Annotated in this window: 10 protein-coding genes and 1 pseudogene; 8 read left to right on the top strand and 3 right to left on the bottom strand. The window is 42.0% G+C overall.

What is annotated here, in order from left to right; genetic code table 11:
• Window positions 1–158: 158 nt before the first annotated feature.
• Window positions 159–582: pseudogene (locus WDV75_RS12910) on the bottom strand (nucleotide triphosphate diphosphatase NUDT15).
• Window positions 583–731: 149 nt separating this feature from the next.
• Here WDV75_RS12910 and WDV75_RS12905 point away from each other — a divergent pair.
• The gene (locus tag WDV75_RS12905; protein WP_338802971.1) at window positions 732–1,493 is read left to right on the top strand and encodes an IS5 family transposase; all 762 of its coding nucleotides are present in this window, start codon (window positions 732–734) and stop codon (window positions 1,491–1,493) included.
• A gap of 293 nt (window positions 1,494–1,786) precedes the next feature.
• Window positions 1,787–2,725, top strand: coding sequence for a 1-phosphofructokinase (fruK, locus tag WDV75_RS12900; RefSeq protein ID WP_273560056.1), 939 nt, complete (start codon window positions 1,787–1,789; stop codon window positions 2,723–2,725).
• Here the strand turns inward: fruK and nfo are convergent, their stop codons facing one another.
• A complete protein-coding gene (gene nfo / locus WDV75_RS12895; RefSeq protein ID WP_273560054.1) occupies window positions 2,726–3,568 on the bottom strand; it encodes a deoxyribonuclease IV in 843 nt (280 codons plus the stop codon). It lies immediately after the preceding gene.
• Between the two features lie 95 nt (window positions 3,569–3,663).
• Window positions 3,664–4,746 (bottom strand): YeiH family protein, encoded by a 1,083-nt coding sequence (locus WDV75_RS12890; protein WP_273560052.1) that lies wholly within the window; start codon window positions 4,744–4,746, stop codon window positions 3,664–3,666.
• A gap of 189 nt (window positions 4,747–4,935) precedes the next feature.
• On the opposite strand from WDV75_RS12890, the gene yieE reads away from it, so the two are divergent.
• The 6 genes from yieE to WDV75_RS12855 all read left to right on the top strand — a co-directional run bounded on the left by yieE (window position 4,936) and on the right by WDV75_RS12855 (window position 12,924).
• Window positions 4,936–5,799, top strand: a complete 864-nt coding sequence (gene yieE, locus WDV75_RS12885; protein WP_273560050.1) for a DNA-binding transcriptional regulator YeiE — start codon at window positions 4,936–4,938, stop codon at window positions 5,797–5,799.
• Window positions 5,800–5,937: 138 nt separating this feature from the next.
• Complete coding sequence (locus WDV75_RS12880) at window positions 5,938–7,425, top strand: amino acid permease (RefSeq protein ID WP_273560048.1); 1,488 nt, start codon at window positions 5,938–5,940, stop codon at window positions 7,423–7,425.
• A 229-nt stretch (window positions 7,426–7,654) separates the two neighbouring features.
• Complete coding sequence (locus WDV75_RS12875; RefSeq protein WP_273560046.1) at window positions 7,655–8,788, top strand: ABC transporter substrate-binding protein; 1,134 nt, start codon at window positions 7,655–7,657, stop codon at window positions 8,786–8,788.
• 19 nt (window positions 8,789–8,807) lie between these two features.
• Window positions 8,808–9,893 carry a FecCD family ABC transporter permease gene (locus tag WDV75_RS12870; protein ID WP_273560044.1) on the top strand — a complete coding sequence of 362 codons (1,086 nt, stop codon included), beginning with the start codon at window positions 8,808–8,810 and terminating at the stop codon, window positions 9,891–9,893.
• Window positions 9,890–10,678 carry an ABC transporter ATP-binding protein gene (locus tag WDV75_RS12865; protein WP_273560042.1) on the top strand — a complete coding sequence of 263 codons (789 nt, stop codon included), beginning with the start codon at window positions 9,890–9,892 and terminating at the stop codon, window positions 10,676–10,678. Before WDV75_RS12870 ends, WDV75_RS12865 begins: the two co-directional genes overlap by 4 nt.
• 860 nt (window positions 10,679–11,538) lie before the next feature.
• Window positions 11,539–12,924 carry an APC family permease gene (locus tag WDV75_RS12855; RefSeq protein ID WP_273560039.1) on the top strand — a complete coding sequence of 462 codons (1,386 nt, stop codon included), beginning with the start codon at window positions 11,539–11,541 and terminating at the stop codon, window positions 12,922–12,924.
• Window positions 12,925–12,977: the final 53 nt, after the last annotated feature.

The following is a 12,977-nucleotide window of genomic DNA, read 5'->3' as shown; positions in this document are numbered from 1 at the left end:
CGTGATGAATGGTGTTACCTTGTACTAGCGCAACGATACATAAATAAATTATATGTGTAAACAAATAATTAAGAAAAATAATTAAATTTATTTTGTTGCATTTTGCATATAAAAGCAGGGCAGGCTATCTAAGAAAACCTGCCGAAGGGAGTTTGGTATTAATTTGCGCAATAGAATTGTGCTTTTTGCCACAATTTTATGGCGTTACGGCTGGCTTCAAAATGAGGTTCGGGAAGCGGGAAGATGGTTAGGATCACACCACATTAATTGTTCACACTTTTCAGGTTCCATTAATTGCGGCTCACCTCCGGTATACTGTGCCAGCAAACAGACTGAAACGGTGTGCTTTCCTTCCTCGCGGTAGGTTTCGAGATTATTGCAAATACCATAAACTTTGGGATTTTGGATTGTTAGGTCAATTTCCTCTTTGACTTCACGGATCGCGCACTCTTCAAAGGATTCGCCGGGATCAACATGACCACCGAAGATTGACCAGTATGGCGCATGTTGGCTGGTACGTTTTCCCAGTAAAATTTCGCCTTTATCATTGATGATGACACCCACTCCGACAACGACTGACACTGATATATTCCTCCAGCTAATAACCACTTACTTTGGCTCAGATTGATTTTAGTCATCTAGGGCGTGTTGACGTTTCGTGGAGGGAAGTTTGAACAGCATGATGATCTGGTATCATTGTCTTCGCGAAAAAACCATTACCCCAGCTCATCATGCCAAGAACAATGTTATCAAAATCTTTATGGAATACGCTAGCTGTATTAATGCAACAACATGGATGTATTTACCACAAAGACGCGCATTACCTGACTTTCGAAGGGATCCTTTATCGAATGAGAACGGGATGTCCGTGGCGGGATTTACCCGATGAATTTGGCAAATGGAATACGCTTTTTAAGCGCTTTAACGCCTGGTCAAAGAAAGGTGTTTTTGAATTATTATTCAAATTGTTATCTGAAAATACAGACACCGAATGGTTATTCATTGATGGGAGTATTATCCGCGCTCATCAACATAGCTCAGGGGCAGCTTCAACAGAAGATGAAGCCATCGGTAAAAGTCGAGGTGGACGTTCGACTAAAATTCATTTGGCCGTAGACAGTTATGGTTTGCCTGTCCATTTTGAGCTGTCAGGGGGTCAAACGCACGACATTGTACATGCAGAAAGTTTGGTCACCCATTCACCCGCATCCGATTTTGTGATCGCGGATAAAGGTTACGATAGCGGTACTTTCAGAGATTTCGTTGAAAAACAAGGTTCAAAAACGGTCATTCCCTATCGAAAAAATAGCCGAAAACCCGATAAAAGTATTGATGAAGTTTTATACTGTTATCGGCATTTGGTCGAAAATGCGTTTGCCAGAATAAAACATTTTCGAGCTATTGCGACAAGATACGATAAATTGGCGCGAAATTACGCCAGTATGTTGGCACTGGCGTTTGTCATTATATGGTTACCGATGTGGGTTGAGTAAATGGTGAACTCAAAACGTCAACAGCCCCTAATAAGAAATTATTCCGTTGCATATTCTTGCTGTTAGCTTGCATTAACACAATGATCGAACGAGCTATAATTTTAACTGAAACGATTCAATTTTGATGTTATAAATAACAGATATACCAATCTCACTTCAAGATGCATGTAACTTCTCCCCGCGAAGCGGGGAGAAATCAGGTTTCATATGGTGTTGTAAATTGCAGCTTGAAGTTTAATGCGTATAAAACTTAATGTGACTTATGACTGTTTATTCGGGAGATATCGGGCAAGATGAGCCGCCGAGTTGCCACAATTACCTTAAATCCAGCTTATGATTTAGTTGGCTTATGCCCAGATATTGTTAAGGGAAATGTTAACCGTGTACAGACGGCAGGGCTTCACGCTGCTGGTAAAGGAAACAATGTTGCGAAGGTACTGCGTGATTTAGGTATTGATGTTACTGTCAGTGGTTTTCTGGGACGAGAGAATCAGGAAGGATTTCAGCAGTTTTTTAGCGAAAACAGGATGATAAATCGTTTTCATCTCGTCTCTGGGCGAACGCGTATTAATGTCAAGCTGACGGAAGAACAGGGTGAAGTGACGGATTTCAATTTTTCTGGTTTCCATGTGACAGAAGAAGAATGGAATCGCTTTGTCTGTGATTCTCTGACGTGGCTGGGGCAGTTCGATATGGTGGTTGTCAGCGGGAGTTTGCCCGAAGGGATCAAAGCAGAATCATTTGCGGATTGGATGATGCAATTACGACAATCTTGTCCCTGCGTTATTTTCGACAGTAGCCGTGAAGCCCTTGTTGCTGGCCTTAAGGCATTACCTTGGCTGGTAAAACCTAATCGCTATGAATTGGAGATTTGGGCGGGTAAGCCATTGCCGGATTTGGATAGCGTTATTGACGCAGCTCATGAGTTGCGTAATAGAGGGATCGCCCACGTTGTTATTTCACTGGGGGAACAGGGAGCATTATGGGTTAATGCCTCTGGTGCATGGTTGGCAAGGCCACCACATTGTGAAGTAGTCAGCACGGTTGGGGCGGGGGATTCTATGGTTGGTGGGTTGGTCTATGGTTTGCTGATGAGGGAATCCAGCGAACACACATTGCGTCTGGCAACCGCAGTTTCTGCGCTTACGGTTAGCCAGCCGAATGTTGGGATTAAAAGCCGCACTGAGCTTGCATCAATGATGGCGAAGATCGAGTTAATTTCAGTCAGGTAATTAGCTTTGCTGGGATTTTAGCCAGGCGATTTCTTCAGCCCAAATATCTGGATTGATCGTTTCAAGCACCAAGGGAATTCCATTGAAACGGTCATCTTGCATGATGTAGCTAAACGGTGTTTTACCGATATTGCCTTCACCAAGGCTGTGATGTCGGTCAACACGGCTGGAAAATTCACTTTTGGCATCATTTAGATGCATGGCCTTAAGATATTTAAAGCCAACAATTTCATCGAATGCCTTGAAAGTCGCATCGCAATCTTTTTCGGTACGCAAATCGTAACCCGCCGCAAAAGCGTGGCAGGTGTCTATACAGACGCCAACGCGGGTTTTGTCTTCGACATCGTCGATAATTGCCGCCAGTTGTTCGAATTGAAAACCAAGATTGGTGCCTTGTCCGGCGGTATTTTCGATAACGGCAATGACACCTTGGGTTTTATTCAACGTAATATTAATGGACTCCGCAATACGGGCGAGGCACTTATCAATATCGATTTTGTTGAGATGGCTGCCAGGATGGAAATTCAGCAGGCCAATACCTAATTGTTCACAGCGCTGCATTTCATCAAGGAACGCTGCACGGGATTTTTCCAGGCCGTCTGTTTCGGGATGGCCAAGGTTAATTAGGTAGCTGTCGTGGGGAAGAATTTGTCGGCTACCATAACCGTAACGTTCACAGTTTGCTTTGAATTGATCAATAACATTTGTCGATAACGGTGGGGCGTGCCATTGGCGCTGGTTTTTCGTGAACAGGGCAAATGCCGTTGCGTTTAATTCATGGGCACGGATCACTGCCTGATCAACACCGCCCGAAGCGCTCACATGGGCTCCAACAAATTTCATCTTATTTTCTCCTGTGTTTTCGTCATTATGGCATTGTTCGTCTGATTGATAAAATGTTGGCCGCAAAAGTCAATTTAATCTTCTTTCGTCCTGCATTAGCGCAATAAATGATGGATGCCTTGATTGACGATTAATCCCCCCACGACTAGCCAGATAAACAAAATAAGTGCCAACAAGAGGGGCTTAACCCCAGCCTGGCGAATAGCACTGATATGGGTGGTTAGCCCTAATGCAACCATGGCCATTGCCAGTATGATGGTATCAATGGCAATAATATGGTCAACAAGGGGTTCAGGTAAGAGATGAAAAGAGTTGAAACCCGCAGTGGCAATAAAAAATACAGCAAACCACGGAATAGTGATTGGGGATTTTTGGGGATGGACATGACAATTTTTAACTTTCACGCGACTGAGGTAGCCGGAAAGCAGCAATAGAAAAGGTGCCAGCAGCATAACGCGGATCATTTTACTGATAACTGCTGCATTTTCGGCATCACTGCCTAACTCATGTCCAATGGCAACGACTTGGGCCACTTCATGAACCGTTGAACCTGAAAAAATACCAAATGTTTCCTGAGTGAAATTAAACCACGAGTAGTGGGTATTGAGTTGATAAATCCATGGATAAATAAAGATTGCCAATGTACCAAAAATAACCACTGTAGAGACGGCGACAGCAACTTTGTTGGCAGGGGCTTTGACAACGGGTTCTGTTGCCATAACCGCAGCAGCGCCACAAATACTGCTTCCTGCACCAATTAAGATCACGGTTTGGCTATCCAGTTGAAAAAAAGTACGCCCAATCCATAATGCCATAAAAAATGTTGATGAAAGCATGATGATATCGATCAATACTCCTGTTGCGCCAACCTCTGTGATTTGTTGGAAAGTCAGGCGAAATCCATAAAGAATGATGCCTGCTCGCAGTAGGTAGTGTTTGGAAAAATAGATACCGCTATTGCAGGTGGATTTTAAGAGAGGATACAACGTATTGCCGATAATGATACCTAATAAGATGGCAAGTGTCAGGACACCCAATCCCATATTTATAAGCCAAGGAATCGTTCCGATATAGATGGCGATTACCGTTAGGACTGCGGCTAATAAAATACCAGGGATTAATTTTAATGCCGTCTTCTGATGAACTTGGGTAAATTCCTCTACTTGATTTTCAGACATAGTGGGGGCTCTATTAGATTATGCATTTTAGGAATAAGCATATATAAGATTTGTAAATTAATAAAATTGATAATATGCATATATATAAACACTAAAATAGATTAATTAAGGGTGACTTTTGTTAAGTTGCGTAATACTGTCTAAAATCAAGACTATCTTTCCCTTTTATTTTGCTTCCCGTGAGGCCATATGCGTATCACTCTGAGACAACTGGAGATTTTTGCAGAAGTTCTGAAAAGTGGTTCAACGACACAGGCTTCTCAGCAATTAGCGTTATCACAATCTGCGGTGAGTGCTTCACTGACAGATCTTGAAGGACAGTTGGGAGTACAGCTGTTTGATAGAGTCGGAAAACGTTTGGTCACCAATGAACATGGGCGTTTGCTCTATCCTAAAGCATTGGCATTACTTGAACAGGCTGGTGAAGTGGAACAGCTTTTCAAACTTGAATTGGGCGCATTGCGATTAGCAGCCAGCAGCACGATTGGCAATTATATGTTGCCTGAAATGCTGGCGAGATACCGTCAGGATTACCCTGAGACACCATTGGAATTGAATATCAGTAATACTGGAGATGTCATCAAGGCCGTTGCTGAGTTTCGTGTTGATTTGGGATTGATTGAAGGATTGTGTCACGATCCTGAGTTGATCACACAACCCTGGATGAAAGATGAGTTGATCGTTTTTTCCTCGCCAAAAAGCTCGCTGTTGCAAGGTGAACTGAACGTGGAGGATTTGATCAAAGCCCCCTGGATATTGAGAGAAAAAGGTTCAGGAACAAGAGAAATCTTGGATCATCTTTTGTTCTCACAAATGCCGAGATTCAATATTGCGATGGAATTGGGTAATTCGGAAGCCATTAAACATGCTGTTCAATATGGAATGGGGATCAGTTGTCTTTCACGACGAGTCGTCCAGGAACAATTGAAAAATGGCACATTATCTGAACTGGTTATTCCTGGGCTGAGCCTTAATCGCACCTTGTACCTGATTTACCATCGGCAGAAACATATATCCAATGCGTTACGGAAGTTACTGAGTTATTGTAACTAATATTGAGAAAATAATCGTGTAGCTAATAATTGGCTGTGGATTATGAAGGTATCTTATAACCACGAATCGTTGCTATTCTGGAGACGAGGATTTGTTACAATCCCATGTTAAATTCATTTCAGATGATATAGGAATAGAATGTCTCGAGAAGAAAGCATGCCACGGGATCAGGCTCCAAAAACCCTGCGCCGTGAATTAAAAGCACGACATATGGCAATGATTGCCATCGGCGGATCAATTGGCACGGGATTATTTGTTGCTTCTGGCGCAACAATTTCTCAGGCTGGCCCAGGTGGGGCTTTACTTTCCTATGCATTAATTGGCCTAATGGTCTACTTCTTGATGACCAGCTTGGGTGAGTTGGCCGCGTACATGCCAGTTTCAGGATCGTTTTCGACTTATGGTTCCAAATATGTTGATGAGGGTTTTGGCTTCGCATTGGGATGGAATTATTGGTACAACTGGGCAGTGACGATTGCGGTTGACCTTGTTGCTGCGCAATTGGTGATGGGATATTGGTTTAATGATGTGCCTGGTTGGGTATGGAGTGCGTTGTTTCTTGCCTTGATTTTTCTGTTGAACTTCATTTCCGTCAAAGGATTTGGTGAGGCAGAATATTGGTTCTCCTTGATTAAAGTTTCCACGGTTATTGTGTTCATTGCCGTTGGTCTTTTAATGATTGCCGGCATCATGAAAGGCGCTGAAGGTGCAGGTTGGCATAATTGGGCCGTTGATGACGCTCCTTTTGCAGGTGGCTTTGCCGCCATGATCGGGGTGGCAATGATTGTCGGTTTCTCTTTTCAAGGGACAGAGCTGATAGGTATTACCGCAGGAGAATCGAAAGATCCGGCGAAAAATATCCCTCGTGCTGTGCGCAAGGTATTCTGGCGTATTTTATTGTTCTATGTGTTTGCGATTTTAATCATCAGCCTGATCATCCCTTATACTGATCCTAATTTGTTGCGCAATGGCGTGAAAGATATCAGTGTGAGTCCATTTACACTGGTATTTGAAAATGCAGGCTTATTATCAGCGGCTGCAATAATGAATGCGGTGATATTGACGGCTGTTCTGTCAGCGGGAAACTCAGGGATGTATGCTTCTACCCGTATGCTATTCACCCTGGCAAAAGAGGGTAAAGCACCGAAAATTTTTAGTCATCTGTCTAAAGGTGGTGTTCCACGTAATGCGCTTTATGCCACAACCGTAGTAGCAGGGTTGTGTTTTCTTAGCTCCATGTTTGGTAATCAAACAGTCTATTTGTGGTTATTGAATACCTCAGGTATGACCGGATTTATTGCATGGCTTGGAATTGCAATCAGCCATTACCGTTTTCGCAAAGGTTATGTTGCTCAAGGTTTGGATCTCAATGACCTGCCATATCGTTCAGGTTTCTTCCCGATTGGGCCGATTTTTGCCTTTATCCTATGTTTGGTTATTACATTGGGTCAAAATTATCAGGCATTTTTGCAAGATAAGATTGACTGGTACGGAGTGACTGCAACTTACATTGGCATTCCGTTATTTCTGCTTATTTGGCTGAGTTACAAGCTGAAAAAGAAAACTCGCTTTGTTAAGTACAGTGAGATGGAATTTCCTGCATTCAACTATACCGATAAAGAATGATTTGTTAATCAATTATCAATAATCTGATAATTGTTAATTAAAGTATTATTGATTTTGTTTTACAAAAAACTGCCTGTTCTGTGATGGAACTGGCAGTTTTTATTTTTCAAGGAATTAGGAAAGGAATAACGATGGTAAATTTCGGCTATACCATTCCAATCGCATTGATAAGTATTCTTATTTGCTTTATTGTTAGCAGCACAATTGTTGCATGAAGAGGCTAACTAAAGTGAAGTTTGTATTTCGAACAGTCGTGAAAAATATGAGTATCGGTCTAATGGCGGGCTCTGCCATGATGGCAAGTTTTGCATCTTGGGCTGACACAGTCACTGATATTGCTGGACGTACTGTTGAAGTGCCAGAGAAAGTCAATCGTATCTTGTTGGGTGAAGGTCGTCTGTTCCATTCTGTTGCTATATTGGAAGGAGATAAACCTCTGGCTCGTATCGCTGGCTGGCAAGGTGATTTCCGTAAACTGGACCCACAAACTTACGCTATTTATAAAGCTAAATTTCCTGAAATCGATAATATCCCTCTGATTGGTAACACCAGCGCGGACAGTGTCAGCTCTGAAAAAGTGCTAACACTCAATCCTGACGTTGCCATTTTTGGTCTGTCTGGGCATGGTCCAGGCAAAAACAGTGAGTTGGTGAAACAGTTGGAAAAAGCAGGTGTACCTGTTGTTTTTGTCGATTTCCGCAATGATCCCCTGAAAAATACATTACCTAGCATCCGTATGCTGGGCAAAATCTTGCATCGTGAAGATCAGGCTAATGCTTATGCTAATTTTTATGAAAAAAATCTTAAATTAGTGACTGATATTACGGATCGCATACCAGAGGCTGAGAAGCCTTCTGTATTTATTGAGCTTCTAGCAGGTTTTAGTGAAGATTGCTGTGGTACAGCAGGTAACGGCAATATGGGGAACTTCATTGATTTGGCGGGTGGCAAAAACATTGCCAAAGAAGTGCTGGTTTCTCCATTGGGCACCATGAATTTGGAAAAAGTTATTGCTGAAGATCCTTATATTTACATCGCAAGCGGTGCACAAGATCCAGGTGATAAAGGTAACGGGATCAAAATGGGAGCCCAAACTTCCGCCGATACAGCCCGTGCTGGCTTAAAAGAAATTACAGAACGTAAAGGTATCAATAACTTAACCGCCGTGAAGGAAGGACGTAGCTATGCTATTTGGCATCACTACTATAACTCTCCTTATAATGTTGTTGTTACTCAAGTTTTTGCTAAATGGTTCTATCCTGAAAAATTCGCTGATTTAGATCCGCAACAAACATTGAAAGAACTGCACAATAAATTCTTGGCTATTGAACCGGTAGGTACATATTGGGTCAGCGAAAAATAAGCAGTAACAGGTAATAAGAATGAGCGTCACTACCGAGCCTATGCCAATGGTAAAAAAACAATTGAGTGAGTGCGATATAAAAGCACATTATCGTCATATCCTGTACCGACGTATTGCATGGATATTATTCATCGTCCTGGCAATTGGCATTTCTGTTGTACTGGATTTTACCTTGGGGCCATCAGGGTTATCGTTGCAAACCCTCTGGCAAACCCTGTTTTCACCAGAGAGTGTTAACGCAGCAACACGGGTGATTGTTTGGGATATTCGATTGCCCTATGCTCTGATGGCGGTAGTGATCGGCTTATCACTGGGACTGGCCGGCGCAGAAATGCAGACAATTTTAAATAACCCACTAGCCAGCCCATTCACGTTAGGGGTTTCCCAGGCGGCTTCTTTTGGCGCGGCATTAGCCATTGTGCTTGGCATTGGTATTCCGGGAATACCGGATCAGTGGTTTATTTCTGCAAACGCTTTTCTCTTTGCATTGTTGGCTGCTTTAATGCTTGATGGCATTACTCGCTGGACGAGAGTTGCAACCTCAGGTGTTGTGTTGTTTGGGATTGCAATGGTATTTACCTTCGATGCGTTAGTTGCAATGATGCAATTTATCGCTACGGAAGATACCTTACAGGGATTGGTTTTCTGGACAATGGGTAGTCTTGCCAGGGCGACATGGGAAAAACTGGGTATTATGGTGTTAGTTTTCTCTGTCATTATTCCTCTCTCATTGAGCAATTCCTGGAAATTGACCGCATTGCGTCTGGGAGAAGATCGGGCTATCAGTTTTGGAATCAATATTAGTCGCCTTCGTTTAGGAACATTGTTGCGTATCAGTATCCTGACCGCATCGGCAGTTGCATTTGTTGGTCCTATTGCTTTTATTGGATTGGTGGCTCCTCATATTGCCAGAATAACGTTTGGTGAAGATCACCGTTTCTTCTTGCCGGCAAGTGCGCTGATTGGTGCATTAGTTTTGTCCATGGCTTCCATTGCTTCTAAAAATCTGATACCGGGTATTATTATCCCAGTTGGGATAGTGACCTCATTGGTTGGTGTGCCTTTCTTCCTGAGTATCGTTTTACGCCATAGGGGGAATGTATGAGTCAGGGATTAAAAATCAATTGCCTGACGGCGGGGTATCCAAAGCACTCTGTGATTGAAAAGCTGGATATCAGTGCATTGCCACGTGGTCAAATTACTGTATTGTTGGGACCGAATGGTTGTGGTAAATCCACGCTCCTGCGTTCGCTGGCGGGATTGAATAAAGCCAGAGGTGAACTGCTGTTGGATGGGCAGGATCTGATGAAGATGAATTTTGCCCAACGTGCCCAAAATGTCGTTTATTTGCCTCAATCATTACCAGCAGGTGTGCATCTTCATGTATTGGAATCGGTGATTGTTGCTCAACGAGCATCAAGTGGTGTGAGTAATAGTCAATGTGAACAGGAAGTCATGGAACTATTACGCCAGCTGGGTATTGAACATTTGGCGTTTAGCTATTTGGATCAACTATCTGGCGGTCAAAAGCAGTTAGTTGGATTAGCTCAATCATTAATTCGTCGTCCGACATTATTATTATTAGATGAACCATTAAGTGCACTGGATTTAAATTACCAATACCATGTAATGGATTTAGTTGCACGTGAAACGCGCCGTCGTAATATTATTACGATTGTTGTTGTTCACGATATTAATATTGCATTGCGTCATGGTGACCATGTGTTAATGCTCAAAAAAGGTAAATTAATTTCTGAAGGTAAACCTGAGCAGGTTATTACCCCAAGTAGTTTGGCAGAAGTTTATGGCATTAGGGGCAGAATTGAACGCTGTTCCCAGGGAATACCGCAAGTATTAATTGATGGCTTAGTGACAGAATTAGTCAGTTAGAATAATAAAAACTATATACTAATCTAACTTCAAGATATGTGTGATTTCTCCCCGCTAAGTGGGGGAGAAATCACGTTTCATAGAGTGTTGTAAATTGCAACTTGAAGTTTAATGTGTATATAAATTACTTTAATAATATTAAAGTGTAATTTAGTAAATGTAGCATTAATAGGAATAAATTAATCATTATTTTTAATTAATATTTCTCTTTTTTATAAATATTAATCATTATACTTAACATCTGGACATCCTATAGAATCATCCCGTCATTAATTTTGTTATGATGGGATGATTTTTTTTACTATCAGAAAAGCATAATTAAATGGCAAATAGTTTTCCTCTGTGCTAAAAACTTATCAAAAGCCAATCAACGGATTTGGTGGTATTAGGTTTCAGCACTAACTCAGTAAGAGCCTACTCCATAAGGCTCTGTAGTGTCGTAAAAAATAATAAATTTTTAGTGCTATCGCGCTTGCTATTTCTGGACTTGAAGTGCAAAATGCGTGCACTAAAAATAACTGGTGCGTAAATATGCATCAGTTATTTTTTTTGCTTTGAATTATTTTTTACAACACCAAGAGGCCGGATTCGTTCCGGATCGATATTGACCACAAGCAACCATAATTGAAATGGGGTTGCTGTACTGAGGAATGCAAATATGGAGCAATTATTCTCTTTTGCACTTGTGCCAATTGGCGCTCGTTGCTGCAACGATGACTATGGGGCACGGCCCTCTGTCAATTCACCGTTCACCAATTCTTCTTTCTTTTCTGTTTATAGACAGAAGCGAAGTCTGCCCAGTAACTATCGATTAAGTAGTTGTATCAGTACCCAAATCGAAGTTATGGGAGGCTTCGCTCATGTTGCATAATACCACCACTCCTACTGCACTTGGTATCAACCAAGCCAGTGCTGACAACCGCGTTCAACTAAGAAGAACATTGACTCTGTTTCAAGTCGTCATGATGGGGCTCGCCTATCTGCAGCCAATGACTATTTTTGATACATTTGGCATTGTTTCTGGTTTGACTGGTGGGCATGTCGCGACATCTTATGCTATTGCATTAACTGCGATTTTATTTACAGCGCTAAGTTATGGAAAATTAATAAAGCGTTTTCCATCGGCGGGTTCTGCTTATACTTACGTACAAAAATCAATGAGCCCCCATCTTGGATTTATGGTGGGTTGGTCTTCTTTACTGGATTATATGTTGATGCCGATGATCAATGTATTATTGGCAAAGATTTACCTACAGGCTTTGTTCCCTGGTATTGAACCATGGATCTTTGTAGTCATGTTGACTGCACTTATGACAATCATCAATCTGAGTGGTATCAATGTCGTTGCTAATATCAATAGCATCGTTGTTATTGTCCAGATTGCTGTTATGGTGATACTCGTTGGGTTAATGATCCGTGGTGTTCATAATGGAGAAGGCGCAGGAACGTTACTGAGTATTCAGCCATTTACATCAGAGGAAGCACAATTAATTCCGATGATTACTGGCGCGACAATACTTTGCTTCTCATTTCTTGGGTTTGATGGCATTAGCTCTTTGTCGGAAGAAACACCAAATGCAGGTAAAGTTGTCCCTAAAGCGATTTTCCTGACTGCGTTAATTGGTGGTATAATTTTTATTGCTGTATCTTATTTCTTACAGCTTTATTTCCCAGATATTTCTCGGTTTAAAAACCCAGATGCTTCCCAGCCAGAAATTATTCTTTATGTCGCTGGTGCGTTATTCCAGTATGTGATTCTCATATTTTCCAGTGTCACGGTAATGGCTTCTGGTATGGCTGCACATGCGGGTGTATCTCGTCTGCTCTATGTTATGGGACGCGATGGCGTATTGCCTGAAAAAATATTTGCGTATATTCACCCTAAATGGCGTACTCCGGCCATTAATGTGATATTGGTTGGTATTATCGCCTTATCAGCGTGTTGGTTGGATCTGGTGACTGCGACGGCATTGATCAATTTTGGGGCGTTGGTTGCCTTTACGTTCGTTAATTTATCGGTGATTTCTCAATTCTACATCCGTGAACGCCGTAATAATACTTTGAATGACACCCTGAACTTCTTGATCTTGCCACTTCTTGGTGCTGCAGCAGTGGGTGTTTTATGGATGAATTTAGAATCAAATTCAATGGAGTTAGGCTTGATCTGGGGAAGCATTGGTCTTATTTACATGTTTTTCCTGACTCGTAGCTTCCGCCAACCAATGCCACAGTTTACGGAATCATAATTAAGAAAGCATTTCAGTATTCTGTTCTAAAAAACAGCATCGTCAGATGCTGT

This window comes from Xenorhabdus griffiniae (assembly GCF_037265215.1).
GTDB classification, from domain to species: Bacteria; Pseudomonadota; Gammaproteobacteria; order Enterobacterales; family Enterobacteriaceae; genus Xenorhabdus; species Xenorhabdus griffiniae.
The sequence above is the reverse complement of the archived record's forward strand: the minus strand, read 5'-3'. Positions and strand labels throughout refer to the sequence as shown.